The 24,960-nt window shown below is 55.5% G+C and carries 22 protein-coding genes; 6 read left to right on the forward strand and 16 right to left on the reverse strand.

Annotation, left to right across the window (positions count from 1 at the left end):
• Positions 1-352: 352 nt before the first annotated feature.
• The gene (locus tag FCT00_RS00790; protein WP_138421467.1) at positions 353-778 is read left to right on the forward strand and encodes a helix-turn-helix domain-containing protein; all 426 of its coding nucleotides are present in this window, start codon (positions 353-355) and stop codon (positions 776-778) included.
• Between the two features lie 268 nt (positions 779-1,046).
• Here the strand turns inward: FCT00_RS00790 and FCT00_RS00795 are convergent, their stop codons facing one another.
• The 4 genes from FCT00_RS00795 to FCT00_RS00810 form a co-directional block, all read right to left on the reverse strand.
• Entirely contained in the window at positions 1,047-2,354 is a 1,308-nt protein-coding gene (locus FCT00_RS00795; protein ID WP_138421468.1) for a hypothetical protein, read from the reverse strand.
• 1,399 nt (positions 2,355-3,753) lie between these two features.
• Positions 3,754-4,452, reverse strand: coding sequence for a hypothetical protein (locus FCT00_RS00800; RefSeq protein WP_138421469.1), 699 nt, complete (start codon positions 4,450-4,452; stop codon positions 3,754-3,756).
• Positions 4,453-4,689: 237 nt separating this feature from the next.
• Positions 4,690-5,193, reverse strand: coding sequence for a hypothetical protein (locus tag FCT00_RS00805; RefSeq protein WP_138421470.1), 504 nt, complete (start codon positions 5,191-5,193; stop codon positions 4,690-4,692).
• A 134-nt stretch (positions 5,194-5,327) separates the two neighbouring features.
• Complete coding sequence (locus FCT00_RS00810) at positions 5,328-6,305, reverse strand: hypothetical protein (protein ID WP_138421471.1); 978 nt, start codon at positions 6,303-6,305, stop codon at positions 5,328-5,330.
• A 396-nt stretch (positions 6,306-6,701) separates the two neighbouring features.
• Here FCT00_RS00810 and FCT00_RS00815 point away from each other — a divergent pair, with 396 nt between their 5' ends.
• Positions 6,702-6,965 (forward strand): PAS domain-containing protein, encoded by a 264-nt coding sequence (locus FCT00_RS00815; protein ID WP_235888907.1) that lies wholly within the window; start codon positions 6,702-6,704, stop codon positions 6,963-6,965.
• A 326-nt stretch (positions 6,966-7,291) separates the two neighbouring features.
• The gene (locus FCT00_RS00820; protein ID WP_138421472.1) at positions 7,292-8,269 is read left to right on the forward strand and encodes a site-specific integrase; all 978 of its coding nucleotides are present in this window, start codon (positions 7,292-7,294) and stop codon (positions 8,267-8,269) included.
• A gap of 20 nt (positions 8,270-8,289) precedes the next feature.
• Here FCT00_RS00820 and FCT00_RS00825 read toward each other — a convergent pair whose 3' ends face one another.
• Entirely contained in the window at positions 8,290-8,637 is a 348-nt protein-coding gene (locus FCT00_RS00825; protein WP_138421473.1) for a helix-turn-helix domain-containing protein, read from the reverse strand.
• Between the two features lie 921 nt (positions 8,638-9,558).
• Positions 9,559-10,947 carry a sensor histidine kinase gene (locus tag FCT00_RS00830; protein WP_138421474.1) on the reverse strand — a complete coding sequence of 463 codons (1,389 nt, stop codon included), beginning with the start codon at positions 10,945-10,947 and terminating at the stop codon, positions 9,559-9,561.
• Positions 10,948-11,151: 204 nt separating this feature from the next.
• Here FCT00_RS00830 and FCT00_RS00835 point away from each other — a divergent pair, with 204 nt between their 5' ends.
• The gene (locus FCT00_RS00835) at positions 11,152-11,961 is read left to right on the forward strand and encodes an acyl-homoserine-lactone synthase (protein ID WP_235888908.1); all 810 of its coding nucleotides are present in this window, start codon (positions 11,152-11,154) and stop codon (positions 11,959-11,961) included.
• 27 nt (positions 11,962-11,988) lie between these two features.
• On the opposite strand, the gene FCT00_RS00840 is transcribed toward FCT00_RS00835, so the two are convergent.
• The 3 genes from FCT00_RS00840 to FCT00_RS00850 form a co-directional block, all read right to left on the reverse strand.
• Positions 11,989-12,399, reverse strand: a complete 411-nt coding sequence (locus tag FCT00_RS00840) for a response regulator (RefSeq protein ID WP_138421475.1) — start codon at positions 12,397-12,399, stop codon at positions 11,989-11,991.
• A 409-nt stretch (positions 12,400-12,808) separates the two neighbouring features.
• Entirely contained in the window at positions 12,809-13,135 is a 327-nt protein-coding gene (locus FCT00_RS00845; protein ID WP_138421476.1) for an Hpt domain-containing protein, read from the reverse strand.
• Positions 13,132-14,115: a response regulator gene (locus FCT00_RS00850; RefSeq protein ID WP_138421477.1), complete on the reverse strand. Its 984-nt coding sequence runs from the start codon at positions 14,113-14,115 to the stop codon at positions 13,132-13,134. Before FCT00_RS00850 ends, FCT00_RS00845 begins: the two co-directional genes overlap by 4 nt.
• 330 nt (positions 14,116-14,445) lie before the next feature.
• Here FCT00_RS00850 and FCT00_RS00855 point away from each other — a divergent pair, with 330 nt between their 5' ends.
• Positions 14,446-15,558: a HAMP domain-containing protein gene (locus tag FCT00_RS00855; RefSeq protein WP_138421478.1), complete on the forward strand. Its 1,113-nt coding sequence runs from the start codon at positions 14,446-14,448 to the stop codon at positions 15,556-15,558.
• A 130-nt stretch (positions 15,559-15,688) separates the two neighbouring features.
• Here FCT00_RS00855 and FCT00_RS00860 read toward each other — a convergent pair whose 3' ends face one another.
• From FCT00_RS00860 to FCT00_RS21725, 7 genes are all read right to left on the reverse strand, one after another.
• Positions 15,689-16,306, reverse strand: a complete 618-nt coding sequence (locus tag FCT00_RS00860) for a class I SAM-dependent methyltransferase (protein WP_138421479.1) — start codon at positions 16,304-16,306, stop codon at positions 15,689-15,691.
• A gap of 20 nt (positions 16,307-16,326) precedes the next feature.
• Complete coding sequence (pssA, locus tag FCT00_RS00865) at positions 16,327-17,064, reverse strand: CDP-diacylglycerol--serine O-phosphatidyltransferase (RefSeq protein WP_138421480.1); 738 nt, start codon at positions 17,062-17,064, stop codon at positions 16,327-16,329.
• 10 nt (positions 17,065-17,074) lie between these two features.
• Positions 17,075-17,749, reverse strand: a complete 675-nt coding sequence (locus tag FCT00_RS00870; RefSeq protein ID WP_138421481.1) for a phosphatidylserine decarboxylase — start codon at positions 17,747-17,749, stop codon at positions 17,075-17,077.
• Positions 17,750-18,936: 1,187 nt separating this feature from the next.
• Positions 18,937-19,632, reverse strand: a complete 696-nt coding sequence (locus FCT00_RS00875; protein WP_138421482.1) for a hypothetical protein — start codon at positions 19,630-19,632, stop codon at positions 18,937-18,939.
• A gap of 415 nt (positions 19,633-20,047) precedes the next feature.
• Positions 20,048-21,562, reverse strand: coding sequence for a hypothetical protein (locus tag FCT00_RS00880; RefSeq protein ID WP_138421483.1), 1,515 nt, complete (start codon positions 21,560-21,562; stop codon positions 20,048-20,050).
• Between the two features lie 711 nt (positions 21,563-22,273).
• Positions 22,274-22,816 carry a hypothetical protein gene (locus FCT00_RS00885; RefSeq protein WP_138421484.1) on the reverse strand — a complete coding sequence of 181 codons (543 nt, stop codon included), beginning with the start codon at positions 22,814-22,816 and terminating at the stop codon, positions 22,274-22,276.
• A gap of 926 nt (positions 22,817-23,742) precedes the next feature.
• Positions 23,743-23,865, reverse strand: coding sequence for a hypothetical protein (locus tag FCT00_RS21725; protein ID WP_268920894.1), 123 nt, complete (start codon positions 23,863-23,865; stop codon positions 23,743-23,745).
• 373 nt (positions 23,866-24,238) lie between these two features.
• On the opposite strand from FCT00_RS21725, the gene FCT00_RS00890 reads away from it, so the two are divergent.
• Positions 24,239-24,598 carry a hypothetical protein gene (locus tag FCT00_RS00890; RefSeq protein ID WP_138421485.1) on the forward strand — a complete coding sequence of 120 codons (360 nt, stop codon included), beginning with the start codon at positions 24,239-24,241 and terminating at the stop codon, positions 24,596-24,598.
• The last annotated feature ends 362 nt before the right edge of the window (positions 24,599-24,960 follow it).

The following is a 24,960-nucleotide window of genomic DNA, read 5'->3' on the forward strand; positions in this document are numbered from 1 at the left end:
CAACCCGAAACCCCGCAGGCCCGCCGCCGCTGCGCTATGTGAGGGCTACGCAGCGCCGGGCCTGCTCACCACCAAGGGGGTCAATATTGGATGCCGATAGGGGGTCAAACTTCAATGCCGATTGACATCTGGCGCGCACCCCAGCACCGATGCGGACGTGTTGGCGCTTCCGCCGCGTTTGATCTCCCGGCGCCCTACCAGTTTCCACGTGCCACCGCGGCGGGTTCACTCTGTGGGTCAGGATATTTTCACGAACTCTGGTAGGGCGACCAACCCAAGCGCAAGGCTCTCAATCGCGTGTCTATCAACACGTATCGCACATGCGAAACGTAGACATGCACAGGAGCACGTAATGACCAAACCCCATAAGACCCCGTCGCCGACCGCCATCTTCCTCGATCACGCAATCTCTGCCTCGGGCCGCACGCAGAAGGAGATCGCCGAGGATGCAGGTTTCCCCAAGCCGAACGTGATCTCGATGATGAAGCTCGGCGCCACCAAGGTTCCGATCGACCGCATCCCTGCACTGGCGGAAGCCCTCGGCGCCGACGCGGACGAGTTCCTCGAGATCGCCCTGCGCGAGTATCACCCCGAGGTCTTTGCCGTCATCGCCGCCGATGAGATCGGTCTCTCCGACGACGAGCTGATTCTGATCACGATCTACCGCACCGCCTTCGCCGGATCGACGCTCCCCATGACCCAGGACGTAAGCGAGCTCATCGCGAAGATCCTGCGCCTCATCTGGCTCGTGCAGTTCGAGGCGGCGGCGAACGGCTGAGTGTCAACTTTTTGCGCCACGCGTTGCAACATGTCTGCTGACGACTGCGGAACCCCTCAGGTCGGATCTGGCCTTTATGGGTTCGACATTGGACGCGAAGCGAACGCTGACCAACGAATGTCGTCCGCGTGGCGCCTATTAACTCGAAGACAACACTCCCCGGACACATCAGAGCCTGAGGGGGTAGGAGAAGTGGTGGAAGGCCGACAATTAACTGCAATGGGAAGCGATAGTCGCGGCGTGCCAACATGAACGAGCATCAGGACGATCACGCACCCCAGTCACTGCTCAGCTTCTTCAGCCTCTTCTGCACCCGCTCATTCAAACCCCTGTAGGCGAGCCGATACCCCTTCCCGTTCTTCGTATCGAACCTAGCTTCGGCACCTACAATGACTCCCTCCGCCTTCATGATGACTTGCTTCGCACGCTGATGGCATTCAAGCCCGGTGCATCCAGTCTTGCCGAAGATCTCAAGCTCGTCTTCATTCCACCCATTCTCTGATTTGCCATCCGCCGAGATCGTGGGAAGATGGAAGTCGAACAAGATCTTCCTCAAGTTCTCGGCCTTCTCCGCTCCATTGTTGCTAGCGCTAAGGAACTTGTCGAACCGAAAGCCGAAGAAGTCTTCGATAGAGTTGATGCCGATAGATGCAGGACCCCCAATCGTAACTTCGTCGGTCTTCATGCACGTCACCTCAATCCGCGTCCGGGTCTCATTCGGCTTCAGCTGTTCCGCGCTGTGCCCAGACCTACGATCACTGATCTTGTCCTGCAGACGGAAATGGATCTCATTGTTCCTACGCCCAACGTAAAAGGTGCCATCGATGTCCGGCTTGTTGTGCGCCTTCGGATCCAGCCCCCTCAACTCTCGGCGCTCAACCCCCAACTTTGTTGCCGTCGCAACCACATGGCGGTGCGCGTTCTTTACCGGCTCCACTAGTGGGAAACTTCCCCGCAGGCTTTCTATGCGTGGTCGGTCTATCTCCTCCACGAAGAAGGCCGGGCTGACATAGACATGGTTCCGGATCAGCTGTGTCATTCGGACCCGACGAACGAAGATTGCCTCGTCCATGTATCCGACGTTTCGCTTCGGATAGATGTCAATCGACAATTCAAAGCCCGGAACAGTGAACCGCGCCTCGCCTGAGGCCGGGAAGATGTCATATTTGCGATCAAGTGCCGCCACTATGGCCTGAATCTCATGAGGATTCGGGTCGAAGACCCTCAGCACGTGGTTCTGGCCTAGATACCCTCTCTTCCTCGCCATTCCGCTGGCGAAAATCGTCGACTTCGATCCGATTTTGGCCAGTTCTCTCGCTGCGTAGCTCTGGACGTTCCGGGACTGATGCACGTCCCTCGTCCGGAAGCCGATCTCAAGCCAGTCAAACACGGCTTCGTATTCGTATTGGTTCAGGTCGATGTCCGGATCTACCAGAAAGCGACCAGTCTGCACCCTTTGGCGCCCGGGGCTCGGGATTACGCGGTAGGCCAGGCTAAGCGCGCCTTGGTCGATGCCGACACAATAGTCCGGGTCGGAGAAAGTCAGCGGGAAAGTTCGGTAATTGCTGAATGTCACAGTAGGTCCTTGATGGAGTTGAAACCTGACCGGCCATTTCTCTTTGCCGACCAACCTCCTATTCCCAACGGCCCCGTAGAGCCACGGAGCGAACCACTGGGCGCATGTAACGCTCTTCGGCACCCAAACAGCCACCACAAACGAACTGCCTTCTACGGGTCATCTGAGCGCACACACTTTGAGCCGCAGCCAGTCGTCTTGTCATGTCATGATTCTGCCCTTGCGTCCGGTCCGCATCACGAAGTCCGGTCGCCATTGGTCGCCCCGCAGGTTTGACTGATCTGTGTCTCGTCAGAGCGCATTCAAGATGTCCTCGCAGACAATTCTGTCCAAGGTCACGGCGACCGCAATATCAGACAGTCGCCCCCAACGTTTGCCGCGCCCTCTTCCATCATCTATTCTGACCCGGCGTGATCGTGGATCCGCGTGCAGGCTCCGATGACGATGTCCCTCTTGCCGTCGAGCTTGCACGCTCCAAGCACCGCACTCCCTGTCAGTTTGGCCTAGATCCCTTTCGGGGCGGGCGGATCACATACTACAATCTTACCGAACGTAAACTTATGTGCCATGGTCGCGCCGCGTGACCTTGGGCAGAAGCGTGGCAGCGGGGCGGGGAGCGCCTACTCTCGCCTTGCTGCCGCGTCACGGAGACCAGTTCTCACGTCCCTGACACTGGCCAGCCACCCGGCATGTAAGCGCTGTCTCGCCAAGCGATGTCTGGTCCGGGACATAGTCTCGACTGCGTCCGGAACCCTCACCTTCACCCGACCCCGACCCTCACCCAAAAATCTCACAGAGCGGGCCGTAGAACGTCACTCCGCGATCTTGGCTCCGGGCTACCGGGAACGAGCTCAAGGCCCTCTGGCGGCCCGCTCCGGGGCTCTGAGAGGCATCCGATCTCCGCATGATCCGTGTCGCACATTCTGCCCCCGAAAGTGACCCCGACTCTCAGCCGCACCGAACATGCTTGTCCTGGCCCCCGGTCTCGCACCCCGGGGCCATCAGACGCATCCCGCGACCCTCGTTCGATCCGTCATCCAGCAGATCCGGCGAGTTCGGCCCCCTCTTTTCTTCTCTTCCATGAGTCAGAGAGACTGTATCTACACAGAACCATTTATTCTCTATCCTTCATCTCACTCTCTTCTCTCGGGAGTCTTCTAAAAAGGGGGCGTCCCTCGGAAAGCGCAGCTCAAGCATACGAGATATGGACCCGGAACCGAAAGGATTCACCTCAGACGCCTACATCTGGTGCCGTGGTAACCACACCGCTTTCAGACCCTGATTTGTCCGAGCTGGCGGGAATCCTGAGGAAATGCGGTCCCGGCGATCTCTGGGGTCCCGGATATTGTGTGTGGATGTTTGCCCCCGGTTCACCGCTGAATCCATACCGCGCCCGCCATCATCCGGAGCGCGATCTGGCGGCGATCCTCGCCCGCTTCTTTCGCGGCCTGGTAGACTTGATGATCGCGCGACACAGTTTCGGCAGATAACGCCGTGTGGGTCCGTATGAGGTCGGATGCGGCTTCATAGACCAACTCACCAGCTGCGCGCAGTATCTCAGACGGCTGCGGATCGCCTCCGACGACTCCTCTTCGCCAAAGAGCACATACCAGATCTGAGCGATCTCCCGCGCCGATGGCAGTGCCCTCCAGTGACCGCCCTTCGGGTAGACCACGAGCTTGGCCACCAGACAGGATGAGAGGGTCTTGAACACCACTTCCGGCACGAGCTTGGGACCATACTTCATGAAATGCGGATGCTCATAAGCCCGGCGCGTCAAGCTGTTGATTGAGAAAAGCTCGACATCCATCGGGATGTAATCCTGCAGGTGGAAATGCTTCATGTCATGCTTTTCCGGCGACCTGCGCCCGACGACGATCATCGCCAGCTCCGAACCGCGACGGAGGTCGTAGCGTGGATCTCCCCACTCTTTGTCTAGGTTTGACTTCAAGCGGTTCTTATAAAGTGGATTCAGCGCCCAGTTCTCATGCTTGGCTAGAAACATCCGACGCCGCGCATCAAGAAACGGCGGTGTGTCGATTTTCTCGCCAGCGCGACGTCGGGCAGAGGCGAAGACGTTGGTTGCAGGACGGGGCATGGATTGGGTCCGTGTCTGTGAGACGTGAGAAGTGGAGGTGGAGGTAAGCGGGTCCTGCAGGAGTGAGCCCCCCGCAGGATCCGTGATCGCGCGCAACTCAATTGCCCGATCAGTCGATGAGTGAAGAGAATGGTGCTCCCAATTCAGGGCACGCCAAACTCAGTCGGATTAACAGCGGCTCGAACCGATCGGCCACAGTCCACGTGGATCACCATTGTCGAAAGAACGTCTGAAGCATCAGTCTTCGAAATCCTCCCAGTCGAATACGTTCTCCTCCGCTTGCCGACGCGCTCGCTCAAGGACCTGCTTCATCCGAGCCTCCGAACTGAACGCCGGGTCGAACTCAATCACGCTAGCAATTTTCTTCGCCGTGTCCCGCGACAAGAAGAGCGGCGTCAGAGCCGGCCTGTCCGAAGTCAGGAGACCGATGAGAAACTCGCGGCTGCCATCTGCCGCTTCAATATCATCTCCGAAGACAATGAGCCGCGCTTTCTGAAGCGTTGGGCAGGCTTCTGCAGCGCATCCGAAGTTCGATGCAGCGGAAAGGCGTTTTCCCAATCGCATACGTTCGTAAGAGTCGAAGTCATAACGACCATAGTGCCGACCGAGGTTCAGTTCGAGGCGCGACCCATCGACGGTGCCCTCGAATGCGCGGAGCTCAATCCGGTGCGGCATGGGCCAAGCAACGCCCTGCGTGGTCACGTAACGCCGGGCAAAGGTTTCAAAGATGACATTCGTCATTTGGTCTCTTTCTTGGTTTGCAATGTTGATCCGTTCACTGAGCGGCGATCGCTCAGCGTGATGTCTTCTTCTCCGAGGTGAACCCTCCATCAGGAGGTCAGGTTGCCGATGCCGGATTGGGCTCGGTCGGACTCTTAGCTGGTGTCGGCCTTGGCCATCGCTTCAAGGTTCTTCCGCTCGATCCGTCGAAACTCTTTCGTGTTGCCGCGGACGCGGGTCCAGATGCCCCCGGACGTCGGGCGCCGCCATGTGGGGATGTCCATCGTCGCAAGGATGGAGAGCGCTTCGTCAAAGTCTTCGACAGCGCGCTCCCGCCCCTCTCCGCCGAGGAGGTAGACCCCGTCCTTCTTGAGACCCGGATGGAACATCGAACCGTCCATTGCGATCGGCACGAAGCACACGTCCGTCAGCGGCTCGTTGACCTGCTCGAGGAGCTCGGTGTCGTCTTGGTGCTGCCAGATCGAGGCGAGGAAGCTCTTGGTCTCGAGCCACGCAAGAGCGGCACTGGCCGGCACCTCCTTCCAGTTTCCAGCAAGCCCGTCCTTCTTCTTGCTAAGCTCGTTGCGCACGGTCTGCTCGGCCTTGCCGCTCAAGAGTACCAGATCAGGCCCCGTGATCGGGTCGCCCTGCTCAAGCCGCCAACGCGCGATGGCCTTGCGGGCGATGTCGACCGTCTGGGTGTCTTCAAGCCCCCACCCGTCCACTGGAATGAGGCGCAGGAACTCTGATGCCTGTTCGATCATCTCGGAGATCCGGCCACGGCGCGCCTCAGTATCCGTCGCGACTCCCGCATAGACACCGTAATCCGCATAGGCGTGCAGGTCGTGAAACAGCCCGCCGATCGGCAACTCGCTATAGAGACCGTTCACCTCTTCCTCAAGCGCGCCGCGCCAGCCGTGGTGGTCGACGACCTCGCCAAGACGATGGCGCAACATCGTGTCGAGCCCGTCATCCGTGGCCTCAGGACCGAAGAAGATGCCGCACACATCCGAGATCGCATGCACGCCCTTCACGATGCCCACTTCGAACTGCCCGTCCCCGCCGAAGTCCTCGCGGAACTCGGAGAGGCGGTCTTCGGCTTGGTCTGCCAGTGTGGGGGATTCGGCTTGCATCGATTTCTCCTTTGTTCTGGGAATAGGTATATGTTGTCTACTTAGTCCCCGCAAGCCCTATTTCGAATTATTTTCGTATTTTTCTTCTACTGGCTACCATTTCTGTTCCAGTCGCCGGTTTTTAGGAAAGGCTGCACATTTACCTACCTGAGGGTGTCGTTCCACGGAGATGCACCGTGTCACCGCGCGGTTGCAGGATGTCCTAGATGGCCCATGGCCCTCTAACAGGGGGGTGTCGAGGAGGATCGCCGGAATACCGCGGAACCTTGGATGGCCGATCCTTGGGTGGCCGCGAATAGTCCCTGTGCAGAAGCGCCCTTGCACCGGCGACTTGATCAGGACCCCCAGACGCGTTCATTGAACGGGGGGGGGGGGGGCGACGCGAGGGAGATGCGAATGGAAAAAGACTGCCCGACGAGCCTAGCGTTCCAATACGCGCCGATCGGGATTCTCATGTCGGAGCATCGCGTCATCGTCGACTACAATGACCGCTTTCAGGAGACGTTCGGCTACGGAGACCGTGACCTGCGCGGCCAGTCGCTCGAACTGCTCTATCCTTCTGTGCAGGACTTCGATCATATCGGCGACACGCTGCCCGACAAGATGAAGACCTCAGGACGACATTGGGACGAACGCCTGATGAAGCGGCCGAAGTGGTGACGCGTTTCTGGTGACTTGGAACTGTTGGAATGCCGTATGATGCAGACCCTCAGCACGCGACCGCCTGAAGGGACAGATGGAACATTAATCCATCGAAAACGGCCCATTCAGGACTTTCGCACGTAAACGGGTTCACCGTCCACACTTGCACTGGGGCCGCCACCGCACTTCTACCGCCCCCGGATTGAACATGTTCAGCCTCGCCCTTCTCAGCGATCCCGTGGGTGAACCTATCATGAGAAACGTCTCCATCACGTTTGGAGACGCCTATCTCCTCTGCAACGTGGTAGTCTTCAATGGGGCGTATTTGACCATTGGGCGTAGCTATGATCGACAAACACGTGAAAGAAACCGATCGGCAACACACGATCTATGAGATCCTTTCGGCCGATGCGAAAGATCGAGATCGACTGATCGTCGAATACAAACGGCGCCAACTCGAAGCCTTTGCGCCGACGACCAGGCGGAACTACCTACAAATCCTGAAAATGTTCAGAACCTGGTGTGCGACCCAATCCTTGGACCCAACCCCACCTGTGAGCCCGCTGACGGTGGTCGCCTACATCGATGCGATGGCCGGCATAATCCGACCAACCACGATCGAGACACGACTTTGGGCCATCAGCGAACTGCACCGCTCCAGCTTCTTGCCAACACCGTGCACTCATCCGATCGTCGACCTCGCCTTAAAATCGGTGAAACGGAAGTTCGGCGCTAGCATTAGGCAGGCCCCACCTTTAAGCAAACGTGAAATCCTAGAAGCGATAAGGAAGCTGGGAGATGGTCGATTGGCCATCCGGGATAAGGCCGTTCTGTGGGTGGCGTCGGACAGCTGGTGCCGCGCATCAGAGATCGTTGGCCTGAAGGTTCGTGATGTCATTCCGCAAGGTGATGGTTCGAGCCTGTTGCACATTACGAGATCGAAAACCGACCCGTATGGCGAAGGCGACTACGCCTACCTCTCTCGGAATGGCTCGCAAGCCGTGTTAGCCTGGGTAAAGATGGCCGGCCTAAGACCACACGACCCATTGATTACGAAGTCCCAAGTCCGAGCGACCATCGCACCACTTGATCCGGCGACGATCTCTAGGATCATGAAGCGCTGCACAGGACGCGAGGACGTCTCCGCTCACAGCACCAGGGTTGGTGGAGTTCAAGATGCTCTACAGCTCGGCTGCGACCTCTCCTCTATAATGGTTGCAGGACGATGGACATCTCCGGAAATGCCGGCGCGCTACGGGCGGCGGCTACTTGTGTCAAGGTCAGCTGCCGCAAGAGTGGCGTCGGCACACGAAGCGCATTAGAAATTCTGATTTAACGCGGCTTAGTTCTTCAAGGAGAGCGAACAAAGAAGGTTCACCATAGCATTCTTGGCTCTAGGTTCGAGTCTGCGAATGGCGCGCATGAGACGAACATCTCCGTCATTTTCCGGTTGCTCGAGGACGCGTCGAGGTTCTAGAGCATCCGGGAAAAAGGTCTCGACAGGCACATCTAGCGCTTGCGCTATCATCCACATGCGTGATCCAGACACCCTGTTGGCAGCCATTTCGTATTTTTGAAGCTGCTGAAATCGGATTCCGATTTTGGCGGCCAACTCCGACTGAGTTAGGCCAGCCCTGACACGCTCCTCCCGAACGCGTCGCCCAATGAATACGTCTATAGGATGTGCCATAAGGTGTCATTATACTACCTTTGGGCGAAACGAGGAAGCGCTTTCTAGGGGCATCTCTCCGTATCTTCACTCAGATCGGCCTCAACTCAGGCCGTCCAGATTCGGGGTCAACAAATGCTCTACTCGAGGCGCCTTTTCGCAATCATGTGCCAAATGGACCGCTGCGTTGCACTGGGTTCCCCACGCAGAACGCCCCTTCGATGGCCACTGGCTTCCAATTCCTTCGAGAACAATGGCTGCGCGGCAAAGTCGAGATTTTCTGTAGAAAATACCGCTTCTGACGTCTTCCACCGGTCTCACGGCGCATGGCAAGGCAAAGAGCGCCATTTCCTCCCAACTTGACATTCCGGGCGCAAGACAACCTCCCGCCTATCCAACCTAGTGGCACCAGCCTTCAGTTTCGACCCAAGTACTGCCGGTTTTCGCGAGGCGGATGAGGCCAGTCCTAATCGAACGAAGATTGCGCTGTTATCTGGGCTGTCAGGGCACCTAGGACGCCCCAACAGCCCTCTCACCAACTTGGGCAGTGGGCGAGCGCACCCAAGGTAATTTCACTTTGCATGATGCGCAACTCACTTCATGCCCTTTAGCTCGGCTCGGAGCGCGCGAGTATCCACTATGGCCGAAAGTGCCCACCCAATCGGCTTCGGACTGCGCAGTCACCGATGCAGCCCATTCGTCTAGGGCGGAACGGGTCGTAAAAACGCCGCCAAACGCAGGGGCGCGCTCAGCGGCGTGAGCCGAATGCTCGGGATGAAGCTCTTCGGCTTCAAAGCACAAATAATAGCTCGAACACTAGCCGCTTTCAAGTCTCGAACTCAAGATGCAGCGACATTGCCAAGCCGACCTACGCGCAAGCGGCCAAATGGGACTTAGGATCCCCAATCTTGGCTAGTTCTTCCACTCCCGTCCTTAACAACATTAGCCTGCGGCAGCTTGCTCCTGGGAACAGGGCTTTGATTGGATTGGAAGCCTGATCACGAACGTAGTTCCGGCACCTTGGTTCTTCTTATAGTAGATGGCACCTCCTAAAGCCTCCATTATTCTTCTTGATATGTTCATGCCTAGACCAGTGCCCCCGATCTTGCGAGTTGATGATGAGTCCAGCTGAGTAAAAGGTTCAAAGACCTTAGCCTCATCCGATTCCGACAATCCAATTCCAGAATCCGAAACCATTACAAACACGTCATCTTCGCCTACGACCAGAGATACGGTCACTTCACTATGGGCGGGCGAAAATTTTGCAGCGTTTGAGAGGACATTCGACAAGACCTGACCAAGCCGTTTCTTGTCAACTTTCACGATAGCGTCTTCTTCACCCATTAGCGAGACGAGGCGGATGTCCAGTTTCGCCGCATACGGATCGTTGTCAGCTATGGCATCTTCGACAATTCCTTTGATCCTTGTCTCACTCATTTCAAACTTCATCTCATGGTTTTCCACGCTTTGCAGATCAAGGATTTCGTTGATTAGACTAAGCAGGCGATCGCTGTTTCGTTGCGCAACACTTATCGCGAACTCTACCTGATCAGGAAGGTCGCCAAGTTTCCCAGATCGCACCATGTCGATGGATCCCTTGATCGCCGTAAGTGGCGTTCTAAGTTCATGGCTCATCGTTGAGACAAATTCCGATTTCGCAATATAAGCGACTTGCGCTTTGTCGTGCTCTTCCCTGAGAGCATACAGCTGCGTCAAATGCGAGCGGTAGAGTTGGATATAGACTCGCGCGCAGTCGACAAGGAAGAACAACACAAAGATGCTTGCAAAGAACTGCGCCCAAAGCTCCGATCTAAGATCGGCACCTACTAAAACTATGTCTCGTAGCGGGATGAAGAGAAACGCAGCTCCGTAAATGGTGATGCGGATTAGCAATATTGGAAGCAACTGATGATTGTTCATCGCGGCAAAAATCCCTGCTGCAAACAAAAAAAACATTGACATGAAATGGGTGGTTGGACCTTGAATCGCCGCAATTCCAATAGCATAGGCGGCAATTGTAGACGAACTAACGATTGTGCTGATTGTAATTTGGCGCGCAAACCTCTTGGAAGCTTGTATGCTGGTATCGTTGGAGGCCAATACTCGACGAAAGACAAAGAAATCGAATGTTTCGGTTGCAATTGTGAGCGCCAACAATACCAGAGCCAGTGAAGCGCTATAGTAATAGGCAGCAAGCAGAAGCGCTGCGATGAAAATGACCTGCCTTTGCACCACCAAGTCACGTCCGGTTTGGCAATAGTCGCGGATCTGGCGGGCAAACCAATCTGGACGCACCGCGATAAAGAACTTCTTCTTCCAAGGTGAACTCAATATGATGGTCCCTTTTTCGCAGAACAGACTAGATGCTGGAGGCGCCTATACAACAAGACCCACCGCATGCCATGAATTGAACTTACATCTTGTTTTGATCACCTTAAGGTGGCAGCATTGTGTCTAAAGAGAGAAATAACAACTTTTTGTGCACAGTATGGAAACTACACGCTGGACACAAAGTGAGCAGGTTAAGAACAAGAAATGAACGGCAAGGCCGCTGAGGTATTCCCGACTCTTATGTCGCAGAACGAGTTTTCCGGACGAGGAAAGCGCACAGTCTCGTTCGCGCACATGTCCGGCTATTGGTTTAAACACCAAGGTCGCGAGCCATACCGATCTGAGAATGTGGCTCGGAAAACGAAACAAGGATTCTCCTGCACGACGCTTTCCGTCCGAAACTTGCACGAACATGGTGACCTCTTTTTGCGATACCTAAAAGCTCGGCGCGATGTCTTCATAGTAGAGAAAGGTTGGCATTTGCCCGAAGCAGATGGCATGGAGTTCGACCAGTATGATATTCCGCTCGCTCGATGGATCGTGGTGCATGACAAAGAAGCGATCCTTGCCGGCATCCGACTGCTACCGACGACGTCGCAATGTGGAAGACACAGCTACATGCTAAGGGATGCTCAGCTTGGATTACTTGGGGATATTCCGGACGACATACTCTACGATGAGGCGCCTGTGGCGCATCACATTTGGGAGGCCACACGTTTATTCGTCTCTGAAAAAGTCGATGCGGACCGGAGGCTTTCCGTTCAGAAAGCGCTCATGCAAGAAATGTCAAAGGCCGCACGAGCAGTCGGCGCAACTGAAGTCATCGGCATCGTCCCTGCGGTCTTCCGACGGTGGCTGAGTCGGATTGATCTTGCTGCAACGGCCATTGGACCGACAAAAGTCATTGACGGTGACCGCGTACAGGCTGCCTTAATGATGGTTTCGCAACAGGATGTAGGGGCAGATCCGGGCGAAAAGGATCAAAACATCGCGCATTCAATCAGGGCCGCATGATCATTTCTGCGGATTAATTATCTTAGCCTAGATCCGCGCAACATGTTCTTGCTGAAACGATTGGTTCCATATGGCAATGATCTCAGAAGCTAGGGTCATCGGGTCGAATGGTTTCTTCACAACGGAGACCGCGCCGCAAGCTTTCAACATCGCCTCGTCAGCCTGTGTAACCCGCGCCGTCATGAATATGGCAGGCGTGTTCTCGAACTGGCTCATACCGCGCAAGGCCCTCAATGTTTCAGGTCCGTCGATGTCGGGCATCATGACATCCAAAAGAAAAAGGTCAGGTTCACGCTCTGCAGCTAGGTCGATCGCGCTTTTTCCGCTGTTGCATTGAACCACCGTCAGCCCACCTATCATTTCAAGCGCAAGGCGGGTAACGGACAGGATGTCTTCTTCATCATCTACGTGCAAAATGAGTGGGTTCTCTACGGTCACTGCTCTCTCCGCTCCTATTTCGTCAAAAATCTGCTATTCGAGGTTCTTGAAGGTCACCGTCCATTGACTTGCTGCATACCTGGACGTTCGAATGTCATGCTCCTGCGCCATACCACCATGCAAGACAACGGAGGCAGCATCTGGGAAAAATTTCGTCAATTTCTGAGGAAAAACCCTTCCGTTTCCCGCTACTTCTCGAACGACTGAAGGGCACTTCCCTCCGTTGCCCGCAAATGCGCGGAGAAACCTACACCCAGCCCTCGCACTTTGGACCTTTCTGTTAATTCTCCACCAGATGTATACGAACGGATGGGGTGGTTCTGTCAAGTGCGGATCGCGCCACTTAGAATCATTGATGCAAGTAAGGAAAACCAGCAGTGTCTCGCTCGGCGAGATGAACGCGTAGAGATCACTCTGACATTTCTAACATCTGATACGAATGGCAGACAAAACCCGCCAGCAATTGCTTGCTTCGCGGCGACAGGACGCCATCGCTCGCTTGATCACCTCGTAGGCTTTCTTCACATGCGCGTGCCGCTTCACCGAGGTGGCTGAATCCAAGCGTGCTAGCAGTTCCTGCGACCTTGTGCACCACGAATAGAACCTGCTCTAAATCACGCGGTTCCAGCGAACGTTTCGCAAGAACCGCTTCAACGACCAAAGTACGCTCAGTCAGGAGGCGCAAAAAGTTCTCCCGGACCTTGTGCAGCACCGCGTCAACGTCGAGCGTCCTCATTGCGCCACCTGCCCCATAAACCAGAACTTGTCGAGGTTATGCTCCCGTTCTGTCGCCGCTTTGTCTGCACTGGACTGCGCTCGGATCAAACTGTCTTGAACCCGCTCGCTATTGTTGCTCATCACCCTCACAAAGTCCCCGCAAATCAAGCGTATCTTCCGCCCGGCCGCGAAGATTGCATCAGTGCCCTTCTTCTGCAGCATTAAATTCATTTGATCAGTCAAAGCACTCGTCTTAGGCATGCCCTTGGAGTCGAAGACCACAACAAAAGTCCCATTTCCGGCATAGGCTATCAGGCATTCGTAGTCGCGGAGTGCATCCGAAATCGTTTCCGCGACATCCTCGATCAGCCCCAAAAAATTGTAGCCAGACACCATTTCGTGTATTTCTTGAACACGCCGGACTTGGATACCCAAGCAAACCGCTCCAAAAAGCGATTGCCGAGGCAGCGAAGGTAAGTAGTTCTCAAGAGAGAAATAATCGACAACATTGTCGACATCGAATATCTTGATTGGCTCAAAAAGGCCGATTTCCGACGGCACCTCTGCCAGTAGTTCGGACGTGGATAACGCTGTAAGCTGGTCTGCCCTTAGTCGCGTGGCTTCCAGCCGACGATTGATCTCTGATACTTCGAACGGTTTCGTAAGGTAGTCATTCGCGCCCGCAGCAAACGCGCAATCAATGTATTCCTTTTCGCCACGGCCAGTGAGCATAACAACGGGAGTGGTGCGGAACTCTTCCGTGGCCCGCAACGCTTGGCATAGCTCGATCCCATTCATTCCCGGCATCTCGATGTCCAGCAGGAAACAGTCAACCAATGATCCCGAGTGTTGACCGAGAACCTCAATGGCTTCTTCTGCGCTTGAAGCTGTCAAAAGCTCATGATCACTGGTCGCCCGAATGATCTCATCCAGCAGCTCGAGAATGATTGGATCGTCATCAACTGCCAACAATCTCATGACATTGGCCCTTTCGTTCATGTTTCGTAGACAGGAAACGAAGCAATCAAGGCCGAAATGAGGCGCCCTATCGTCCTAAAGTTGAAAAATGCGGTTTTCGGGCGTGAAATATTATGGAACCAACTCACCAATTTGATCTAGGGCATGGTTTTCCATACCCTCTCGACGTTGTCCCAATGCAAAAATATACTATCTAGTTCATTCAACTGTGCAATTCTAGAACGTGCGTGACGCGGTTTATTGCCCCCATTGCTGATGCGAGCTAAGGATCTTGGTTTCCTCAACTCCGCCAAACTATTGCCCAAGTGTTGAGCAAAAGTACACCTAGGGCAACGTCGCCATGGAGGAAGGATGCGCCAGTCACTCGGAGCTCACCCACGGATTTTCAACGCTTTGCTAGCAAGCGCTGGTGTCGCTTTCTTTCTTATTGTCGTGATCTTGGCGTTGCCGACGAAATCCAAATTGGTGCGACTTGAGCTACAGACACAGGAAAGAGCAGCAGAACACGCAGCAAAGTCCCTCCAGTTGTCTGTTTCCGCTTTGCTCTCTCGTGAATGGCAAAGCCTGGGGAGTTTCGGTGAGCTTGTTAACATGAAAGACATATCGTCAGCCCGTCAGATCGCAGACGCGGCGGAACGTGCGTCCGAAGGCATCTATTGGGCTGGGATTGTCGGACTGGACGGAGTTGTTCTGGCTGGAACTGATGGTGAAAGAGAGGGGGAAGATGTTTCTGGCAGGCAGTGGTTTCTAAGCGGTCTGCACGGAACCAGAATTGGGAATGTTTACTCACCGAAAATGGGTATTACAGATAACCCTGAAGGCAGGCTCTTCAACATGTCTCGTCCCATCGTCAATCAAGATGGCACACCAACTGGTGTGGCGGTCTATTCGATGCGTTTCGATTGGGTTGCGGATTACCTTTTTGAGAGCTCCGAAGCGTTGGACGTCGACTTGACACTGTTTGATCGCGCGGGTGATGAGCTGGTTGAAAGTAACAGGTTTGAACTGCCCCAATTGCCAGAAAAAATATCCAGTCTCGCAGATCTTGGATCAGCGCGCACCAGAACCGGAGGTGCCAACAATACACAGTATGTAGCTGCAATCCTTCCAAGTCTGGTAACTGGTGATCTCCCAGAGTTCGGCTGGAGCATGGTCGTCCGCCTCCCAGCAACACCGTCGGAAAGCATTCTGGGAATCGCATGGAACTCCCTCACGTCCATCGGAATTGGTGCCTTCTTAATCATCGGCGTTGTTGCATACATCTTTGCGAGTCATTTCCTACGCCCACTTGTCGACCTGATCGAAACGGCTGATGCCATAGCAAAAGGTGACTCTGCCTATCCAATCGAGTCGGACACGTCATACGAGGCCGCCGTATTGTCGAGTGCGCTCGCACGTTTGCAGACGAACCTGCAAGCCCTCGCTTTTTCGGCTCGCGGCACGAAAAAGAGGGCCTCCGACTGAACGCATACGTTGTGGCTGAGTGGCCCCACAGTCCACGAAGGCTCCGAGCTTGCCATGTCCACCGCCCACGAACCCGGCGCTGGCAGCCAGCGAAGCCGCACTAAGCGGCTGAACCGCGCGAGTTGTTCGGTCAGGCGGACTTGCGGAGAACGAGGAAGGTCATCATACCCATGGGCGGCAACGGCCGCTTCTCCTCGACCGCCAGATCATCCTCCTGCAAAACAGTCTCGATCTCAAAATCCGAGTGCCAGCCGAGAACATTGGACAGCGGCGCGGCAACTCGTTCGACCACCGCCAACAGGCCATCGTCGCGTTTGAAGTGGTTGGTGATAACGACGCGCCCACCGGGTTTACACACACGCGCGATCTCGGACATGACCTTCTCGGGGTCCGGCACCACCGAAAGCACGTGCATCGCGACCACCGTATCGAAACTTGCATCGGGAAAATCCAGCGTCCGGGCGTCCATCTGGCGCAGGTCCACCACGTGGTTCAGGCCCATGTCCCGCACCTTCGCACGGGCCTTGGCCAGCATCTCGTCACTGAAATCGATGCCGGTCACTTCGAGGTCGGGACGATAGTGCGGCAATGCAAGTCCCGTGCCGACGCCGACCTCAAGGACCCGTCCCGAAAGGCCGTTCACGAACGCCACCGCCCGGCGCCGCCCAGTGTTGGTGATGGCTCCGAATGTCCGATCATAGACCGGCGCCCAACGGGCGTAGGATGTCTTGACGGCCTTGATGTCCAATGCCCCGCTCCCGGTGTGTTTCAGCGTGTCCTGCGATCCAGCAAGGCCCAGATGACCATGCCGATGTAGGCAAGGCAAATCACGACCAACGAAACCCACGGCTCGATCAACAGCGCAGCCGAGAGCACGGCGAACCCCACGAGAAAGAACTTCACATTGTGGCGCGACACCTTGGTCTTCTTGAAGGACCAGGTTGGGATGCGGCTGATCATCAGGAGTCCGATCCCGGTCATGTAGACCGCGATCACGTAGCCGGGCACCAGAGGGACGTCCGCGAACGCGAAGGATACGAACATCGGCAGCATGACAAGGAATGCGCCGGCCGGGGCCGGCACACCGACAAAATACGCGCGGTCGGCAGTCGGCTCCTTGACTTTGTCGCTGACATTGAACCGCGCAAGGCGCATCACGCAGCAGACCGCATAGGCGAGCACGGCAAGCCATGTGACGCTTGGCAGGTCCTGCAAGATCCAGAAGTAAAGAACCAGTGCAGGGGCGACACCGAAGTTCAGGAAATCCGCAAGGGAATCCAACTCGGCCCCAATCGCGCTGTCGCTGCCCAAGAGCCGCGCGATACGACCGTCGAGGCCGTCGAGCACGGCGGCGGCAAGGATAAGAAGCACCGCCGTCGCGTAGTCGCCCCGAAACCCCTCCCGGATCGCCGACAGGCCCGCACAAATCGCGACGATGGTCAGCATGTTTGGAAGAAGCTGGATAAGCGCGAACTCGGTCGGCGCTTTGTTCGGGGTGTCAGGCATGTGCTGTCCCCTACCCTTCATTTGGTTGCGTCAGCTCTGCGATCACGGATTCGCCTGCGATCATCGTCTGTCCCAGCGCAACGATCGGCTCGATTCCTTCTGGCAGGTATACGTCCAGCCTCGACCCGAAACGGATCAGGCCAAACCGTTCGCCGGTGGCTAGGCTATCGCCCTCCTTCACGAAACAGACGATGCGCCGCGCCACCAGTCCGGCGATCTGAACGACGGCAAGATCCCGCCCGTCCGTCATACGGATGCGCAGGCTGCTGCGCTCGTTGTCCACGCTGGCCTTGTCGAGCGAGGCGTTGAAGAACTTACCGGGGCGGTAGGCGATGGCAGCGATCTCACCCGTCACCGGCACCCGGTTCACGTGACAGTTGAACACGCTCATGAACACGCTCACACGCGTTAGCGCAACGTCCGGCATACCAAGCTCGGCGGGCGGGACGGCCGGTTCGATCAGCGAGACGATGCCGTCGGCCGGACTGACCACGACCCCCGGCCGCAGCGGCGTGACCCGCTCCGGGTCGCGGAAGAAGTAATAGCACCAGACGGTCAGCCCGACGCCGATCCAGCCAAGAAACCCCGAGATCAGGAACAGACCCACCGTAACGACCGCGAAGATCGCCACGAACCGCCGACCCTCGGGATGCATCGGCTTGATGAATGTGTCGCGCATGCGCATCGGCGAGGCTCCTCCGGGGCGATACCGGGCAAGTCGATAGAGTTATCGAACGCACCGAATGAATCAAACTAGGAAAGACCGATGGCTTCTATTCACATCATATGGAAGGGCTCGCAAGCACGTCGGTCGTTCAAGCGCTAGCCCGTAGCCAGCCAGACCCAGACCAGCCTGCCATGCCGCGAAAGCTTGCGCAGTCCTCGTGGGCCTCCCTTGCAACAGACAGGGGGCAAATACTTGGGAACTGGAATACCCCGTGTTCCGTGGCAGTCAATTTTGGCGTGTCTTGAGCGGTGGACGCTAGGACGAAATGCGCCAAATGGAGCGACGATCGCAAATGAATTGCCATCGCGCGGATCAATGAGAGAGGTTCATATTCACGTCAGAGGAAGCGTCAGGAAGTTCGAGCATTTGGTGGTCCCGGTTCTTGGTCATGGAGAGGTGCGGCTGTTCGAGTGGTTCCACACGGCGCCGGGGTGGCAGGGTGACCTGACTTGGTCCGACACTCGCGCTGGTCGCTTGCGGCGAGGGCAGCCACTTGCCCTGGACCTTCAGTGGGCACTGCCGCAGGGTATGCGTTAATCGGGGCCGTATATCTGGCGAGTAGAATTACCATCCAACCGCCGAAAACGGACCTCAGCGCCATTGTCGGCGTTTCGCACATCCTTCCAGGGGCGGTCGTCTTCGCTAAGACCGCTATTAACCTTTGCAAACGAAAACTCGAAATTTCCTTGGAGCGGCCCGTAGAACGCCGCTACACGATCTTGGCTAGGAACGCCAGGAACGATCCAAGGCCCTCTGGCGGCCCGCTCCGGGACTCTGAAAGGCATCAATAGCGCCACATGCCCCTGCATTGGATGGCGCCGATGATCGGGAAAGGTTAGACCCGAGCCTGCCCTTCAATGCCACGTCGCTTTCAATGACCATTTCGGTTGCACGAAGTCTTAGTAGGCTGGCAAACAGTTTAGATGGTGATCCCGATAGAAATCACCGCCTGGCGACGGGTTCTTGGATGGCCGACCAACGATCGCTTGAGTAGATTACAATGCTATTTGTATGGTGGATTTCTTGCCGACACTTCAACACATCACTCAAGCCTCAGGTCGGCATGCCGCTTCTCGGACACCCAAGAGAGAATATCATTGAAATCCGCGATGACCGGATGGGCTCTCTGGCGAGCCGTGACACCGTCACGTGTCCGGGACATCCAATATGAAGGCCGGGTAACAGTCCAAGTAGGTCCCCACATGCACACCGCGAACAAAAACTCCGTCTTTCGTTGCCCTGAAAGACCCGGCGTCCGGCACCATGCCGTTCTCATCCGGCGACTTCAAACCAGCAGACTTCCGGGAGGAAAGATACTGCTCCTTCTTGGCATTGGGGACCAATGCTGGCGTCTCATAGCCAAGAACACGATGCAGCGCGTCATCCCAAAACATCCTTGTTGAGTTCTCCTTTCGTAGCGTCACCGCAAGCGTTGCCCGTGCTTCGGCGCTGTATGGTTTCCTGGGTGAAAAGTTTCTGATCTTGCCACTCAGAACATCATTGGAAAAGCCAACCACATCCTCGATCTGCGACGGGTCAATTCTGCTTGGGGCAATATCTGGAAATACCATGATTTCAAAGCGAGGATGGAAATCTTCGTATGCTGAGCTTCCGCCGAATTTAACTGGGCGATATTGTTCCGGGCTGACGCTGGCATTCAAGACTGCAGCCACCAATTCAGGCTCGCTCGGATCTTCTGGATGTTGCGTGGCAATGAATACGCTCGTGCTCGTGCCTTCATCCTTTTGATAGCACACGATCCGCGCGACATCCTTTGCTTCGACAGATGCGCCGGCAATAACCACACCTAACAGAGTGAAAATACCAACCCATATTTTCATGTCACCCCCTCCTTATGAGATCTTGGCGCCCAGAACTATGCCGCGCCTGCGCTTTTGGACAAAGCCTGCCAAACGTTCCCGGAAAGTCTATCAAGGTCCTAGTGCCCTGCATAGATGAAGATATTTGCGTTCAGCCAGCCCACATTTAACTGCTCTTTCCCTGATGCCTAACATATGGGACTGCATGGCAGCATCAGTTGACCAAGCCAGAATGTTGGAAGCCAGGCGGTGTCGGCGGTCCCTTGGAGCATTAGCCCGAAGGAACTCTTATGCTTGGATTGATGGAGCTCATCGCACAAAGGTCACTTCCTCCGAGCGGACAGCAAGCGGAGCGCACCCACGCGAGTTCAGGGCCAAGCCTGAAGACCCAACTTCAGAATGGGCGCGTGATCTTGTCCTTTGACCTGTCATTGGATCATCTCATTGCCAGCGAATCGAAATATGCCTTTCCCCAATCCGTGGCGAGGATGCCACTCACGTCATTTGGCTTGCAAATGTTCGGGTAATTGTCGGGCGCCTGAAGGCAGCTGCCGCCTCCGAGTTTGCGCATCCCTTCTTTAAAGCCGCGCCCCGCAACACCATCGATACCCGAGTCGTAGAGGCCGTCGTCAGAAAGGAGCTTTTGGGCTTCTGAGATGGTTTCTCGGGACAGTCTCTTAACAACTGCATCGTAGTCTCGCTCGCCTGAAACTTCGGTCCAATACGGGTTCCCGAGCAGCAAGAAACGGGCGGCCGCCATATGTTTTAAGTCGAACTCCGGACCCGTCTCGATGCCGAGGGACGCCGCCAATGCCAACGGTCGCTTAACGAATGCGGCCTTCTTCGAAACCAGTAGGCCCGCCCGAACGGCTTGCCTTGCCAAATCCATGTCATTGATACCGTAGCTGTCGCGTGCGGCGAACGGTCCAAAGGCACAGTCGGATGCCAACTGAGCCGCGACCAAGGCGACGTCCTGCGCGGTCAAGCCGTTGTGTTCGCGCCCCTCGGCTTCCGCGAAGTCGGAGACGAAGGTCACCATTTTCGCAACAACCAGCTTTGGATCTTTGAATTGCCCGAAGCGTTCCCTCACCTGTGCGTAATTGAATTGGGTGTCCGGAGATGGGCAGATCGAACTAAGCAAGACTCCAGCGCCAAGGCCATCTTCTTGGAGATGCAAAATCGATGCGCCAACAGATCCTCCTGCGACAGCCAAATCACGATTTCTGTTGCTACTTGCGGCAATCTCATTCTGAAGAGCCAAGAGCTCCGGATCAGTTACCTTGACCTGACTCATGCCGAAATAACCACGCTCTTCGGAATATTTCGCATGATCCTGCAATGCTGGAACGACGCCATCCAATCGCGCGCTTGATAAATTATTCGCTGCACTTTCCGCAAAATACGCCAGTGATCTGTAAAGGCCACCCGGCGGCAGAATACCCAAGTGCGCGAGGGCCGAGGCCGCACGCGGATCTCCTGCATCCCGCATCTCTCTCAATTTGGCCAGAAGGGACTGCAAAGGTTCCGGATAACCCAACATATGCATTTCCAGGGCGGGATTAGCGATATGCTCGTTCACTCCACCTAGGTGCGCCCGAGAGTAATAATAGTCATCTGGGATGGGCAGCGCCACCAATGCGTCGGACATTGCCTGGAGCAAAGACGCAAAAAATTCTTCGTCTTGGCACGAATTTGAGGCAAAACCATTCGCTTCCTTGATCGGAGAGTATGACACTACACCTCGAATGTCATTCTGGAATGCTAGCTCCGAACTTGTATCAATGAACCTTGCCCGCATGTATTCGGTGACGGTGTAGGTCTTCGTTGTCATTAAGGTGCTGTGGTCACATGACGGCTCGGCAGCTGCCAGTTGGGTCGAAAAAGCTATGAGCAGGGCGCCCATCGGGGCAATAAACCGGCGCAAAACACCGGGAAAGAAGCGAAACGACATGGGATGTATTTCCTCTCTTGGAGATTCTTACCATCGGCATCCTCCTTCAACGAACCGCGCCACAGGTCGCAAGAAACGGATGCAGCCATTGAAGGCGGCACGTAAATTCCGAATAATTTATTTATCTTTATATTTCCTCATAGAGCTCGGATCCCATCTGTTAATTTTCTTATTGGCCTCGCGATTATCGAAGAATTTTCTCAGGCGGCGCTCTCCAAGAAAAATCTCCCCCTGATTTGAAAGGAACTTTGCGGCTTTCAGGTTACTCCCCGGACCATAGGAGCGGCCGGCCACATCAAAGGAATGAATGAAGGGATTTCCGACGCAGGAGAACCTCTGAATAGTGTTCATTTTCCACCTCGAAACACGATTCACCCAAATAATCAGCAGGTAGCTTCCGAACGACCGCAATAGAGCACGAGCTTCGCGCGCCCCAAGCCCGTTTCAAACCTATGTTGCGCGGAGCACCGACATCAGATTTCCGGCGTCAGGGCCAACTCAGGCTTCGAGACCGAATGTCGGGCAAGCGTGACAGCCCGGACGAACGTGAGAACATTGTGCACGATACTCGTATCGCTCGAAAGGATACCACAACGGATGCTTGATGGTCTAGGCATAGGGGGTCGGGAGGTTCCAATCGCCGAGTTCAAGCACTGCGGCACCCTTCGACGAAAACCCCGTCCGAGTTTCGTTTTTGCCGTGCTAGAGCGTTCAATCTGATACACTTTCCACCCCGAAAGGGTCGAAGCAAATAATGCTCGAATGAAAAGGAATATCGCCGCGCGTCCTATAGCTGCTGCCAGTCATATTATTTGGATACCAGAACAGAGCGCCCCCGGGGTTATCCTCTCCATTCAAGTCCCAAACAAAGTCGTTCCTTGTTCTTCCACCAAAGACCTTCAGCGTTGCGGCAGCCTCGGTGTTGAGTAGATGTTCAGACAATTCAGTTGGATCTGTGGAGTAATTGTTTTCCGCTGGATCCCTGAACTCTTTCAATTCAAAATGCTGTTCGGCAGGGTATTTCTCTGAAAAATTCGCGTTGCCCGGAACCAGGTATGAGGCGTCAACCTTGTCAGAGGACAATTGGGTAATCACGATGACCAGATCAGGTTTGCGTGTCTCCTTTGCGCCTGGCTTGCTCACTCCGTAGCATACAAGCCGCATCAACTTGCCAGCGTCCGGGTTGGCGTCGGCCTGTGAAATCGCGGACTGGGACCAAGAACAGGTCAAGACGACGAGCAGGATTTTTCGCATCAATCAATCTCCTGCGTAAAACGATACTATGCATGGAGCGCTTGCGTCTACTGGCGGCCGATGCTGCATCGGACCCGTCCCGATGCTTCGCCCTCAAATCTCACCGATCCGCCCTTGAACCCCCTTCTCTTGGTATTGGCCCCCCATCCGGAAATCACATCAAAGCACCCCTGGCCGCCCGCTCCGGGGCTCTGAGGGGCATCTGAGCACTGGACACCCCCTCTCTCGCGCCCTGCCGGGAATCGGGAAAGGCTAGACCCGCGCCGATCGGAGCGGTCTGCTTTGTTGTGATTACACGAAGTCCTAGAAGGCGAGGTTACGCCTTAAAGGGGGCTTCCGATAGAAATCCCCGGCTGACGTCGGATCCTTGGATGGCCGATTGATGATCGATGATTGATGATTGATGATTGATGGCGTTAGGTTCAGTGCCATTGTCCGCAAGACCTCCGTCATCGTTCCTCGGTTACCTGACTCCGACAAGCAAAGCACCGAATTGAACCTGTTCGCACCCCTCGCTTGCTACCCGCGCGAAGCACGCGAACGCCTGCGCTCCGCTGCTAGCGACGCCAAGGCGAACCCAATTTAGCGGAGGAGCGCCAGCCTTTCTCCCCTTAACAGTGGGTGACGGAGTCTTCTGCAGGGAGTGACCCAAGGTGGACTTCGCACCCCAAGCGGTTCAAGCATCTTAGGCCAAATCATACCGGCATTTGCGATGGCAAAAGTTTTCTCCCCACTCCTTGCTTTGTGGCACGACCCACCGCTCAGGAAAACGCAAAACCCAGGCAGAATCTGGCGTTGCCAACTCGAACTACCATCGAGCGCGTTGTCGGCAACCCCCGAAAACATCCTGCCACTCTTTCTTGCTCTACGTTTGTAGCCGATCTTCGCGTTGACGCCGGCCAGGCCGGTCAGCCGGGCAACAAGGTTCAGGCTGATGCTTTCACCTTGCTCCAGAAGTTCAACATATAGCTTGCAGTAATCTTACAACCCCGCTCGGTGATCTGCGCAATTGCGTTCCGCTTGAAATCATCGCTGAACTTGCCGCTCATCAAGGCCGCCTTGCCTCAAAACCAGCACAGAAGGCGTCCACGGTAAACGGCGCCATTCACGCCGTCGCACTGACACATTTCGGTAAGTCAAGTTTGGAGTCCTTGGAAACAATGGCCGCCACTCCCAAAAATCGGCAACCTGCACTCTACAATCCCCTAAAATCGGCACATAATAAGTTTCACAGGTGCCCTTGCTTTACGTTCAGTATCCTATTGCACCGCATTCTTCTGGCGACAAAAAATGGCGCGATTGCCTTAGTCCAGTCGCCTTGACAATTCTTGCCCCAATGATTCCTCATGGAGGGCAAGATAAATCCAGTTGGTGCTGCTAGGTTATCAAGCAACACATCGTTCACAATTGCGAGGCAACTGAATGACCAAGGATAAAGTATTTTCGGCAGGAGCCGCCTCTACTCCTGCGAAAGAAATGCGACGGACAGATGCGTCTGACGACGTGCTCCTTGCACTTGAAGACCCGGCCTGGAAGGAGGACATAGAAGATGCGCACCAGTCCTTCAATATCCCGGCCACGGAGCGGAGGTGGACCGAAAGTTATATTTCAAGAGCAATTCTTTCAGACGCGGGTTTGTCTGTCGCGATGATCGCGTCCATCGCTGGCATATCTCTGCTCTTGTCGAGCAGCTTCGACCTTTCGTTTCTTGATGTTGCACTGGTCGTTACAAGCTTCGCGGCGATGGCACTAGTGGGATGTGACAGGCGTGACACGCATTGAGTGCGACAGAATGGACTTTGGTTAGCGTGACCCGAGCGGTCCCTATTGCAAGTAGCTGCACGATTGGCCTTTGACTCGTTGCACGAGTGTCCAAGGCACGGTGTGGTTTCTACTATAGACTGGATTCGCCTTGGAAATTTGGAGAGCACCAACCGAGAAATCAGGAGGTGTTCTATATCGAAAGGGAAACTACCGGCGCCGGCATTTCGGCGTGAAGAGGGGCGACTGGCGATGACGAACGGGCGCATTAGTCGTGAAATTGTAGAGAATCCCGGGGTTGGTCTTTCAACGTTGACGCGGTGGTTGAGCCAGGATCGTGATGCCGAAATGGCTTTTGAGGAACAGCCCGAACTGTGGAACGA

Source organism: Maritimibacter alexandrii (assembly GCF_005871115.1).
In the GTDB taxonomy this organism is placed as follows: domain Bacteria; phylum Pseudomonadota; class Alphaproteobacteria; order Rhodobacterales; family Rhodobacteraceae; genus Maritimibacter; species Maritimibacter alkaliphilus.

What these genes read in the sequence shown, in the direction of transcription:
- FCT00_RS00790 (WP_138421467.1), top strand. Translation starts at nt 353, where the DNA reads ATGACCAAACCCCATAAGACCCCGTCGCCGACCGCCATCTTCCTCGAT.
- FCT00_RS00800 (WP_138421469.1), bottom strand. Translation starts at nt 4,452, where the DNA reads ATGCCCCGTCCTGCAACCAACGTCTTCGCCTCTGCCCGACGTCGCGCT.
- FCT00_RS00805 (WP_138421470.1), bottom strand. Translation starts at nt 5,193, where the DNA reads ATGACGAATGTCATCTTTGAAACCTTTGCCCGGCGTTACGTGACCACG.
- FCT00_RS00810 (WP_138421471.1), bottom strand. Translation starts at nt 6,305, where the DNA reads ATGCAAGCCGAATCCCCCACACTGGCAGACCAAGCCGAAGACCGCCTC.
- FCT00_RS00815 (WP_235888907.1), top strand. Translation starts at nt 6,702, where the DNA reads ATGGAAAAAGACTGCCCGACGAGCCTAGCGTTCCAATACGCGCCGATC.
- FCT00_RS00820 (WP_138421472.1), top strand. Translation starts at nt 7,292, where the DNA reads ATGATCGACAAACACGTGAAAGAAACCGATCGGCAACACACGATCTAT.
- FCT00_RS00825 (WP_138421473.1), bottom strand. Translation starts at nt 8,637, where the DNA reads ATGGCACATCCTATAGACGTATTCATTGGGCGACGCGTTCGGGAGGAG.
- FCT00_RS00835 (WP_235888908.1), top strand. Translation starts at nt 11,152, where the DNA reads ATGAACGGCAAGGCCGCTGAGGTATTCCCGACTCTTATGTCGCAGAAC.
- FCT00_RS00845 (WP_138421476.1), bottom strand. Translation starts at nt 13,135, where the DNA reads ATGAGGACGCTCGACGTTGACGCGGTGCTGCACAAGGTCCGGGAGAAC.
- FCT00_RS00850 (WP_138421477.1), bottom strand. Translation starts at nt 14,115, where the DNA reads ATGAACGAAAGGGCCAATGTCATGAGATTGTTGGCAGTTGATGACGAT.
- FCT00_RS00855 (WP_138421478.1), top strand. Translation starts at nt 14,446, where the DNA reads ATGCGCCAGTCACTCGGAGCTCACCCACGGATTTTCAACGCTTTGCTA.
- pssA (WP_138421480.1), bottom strand. Translation starts at nt 17,064, where the DNA reads ATGCCTGACACCCCGAACAAAGCGCCGACCGAGTTCGCGCTTATCCAG.
- FCT00_RS00870 (WP_138421481.1), bottom strand. Translation starts at nt 17,749, where the DNA reads ATGCGCATGCGCGACACATTCATCAAGCCGATGCATCCCGAGGGTCGG.
- FCT00_RS00875 (WP_138421482.1), bottom strand. Translation starts at nt 19,632, where the DNA reads ATGAAAATATGGGTTGGTATTTTCACTCTGTTAGGTGTGGTTATTGCC.
- FCT00_RS00880 (WP_138421483.1), bottom strand. Translation starts at nt 21,562, where the DNA reads ATGTCGTTTCGCTTCTTTCCCGGTGTTTTGCGCCGGTTTATTGCCCCG.
- FCT00_RS00885 (WP_138421484.1), bottom strand. Translation starts at nt 22,816, where the DNA reads ATGCGAAAAATCCTGCTCGTCGTCTTGACCTGTTCTTGGTCCCAGTCC.
- FCT00_RS21725 (WP_268920894.1), bottom strand. Translation starts at nt 23,865, where the DNA reads ATGAGCGGCAAGTTCAGCGATGATTTCAAGCGGAACGCAATTGCGCAG.
- FCT00_RS00890 (WP_138421485.1), top strand. Translation starts at nt 24,239, where the DNA reads ATGACCAAGGATAAAGTATTTTCGGCAGGAGCCGCCTCTACTCCTGCG.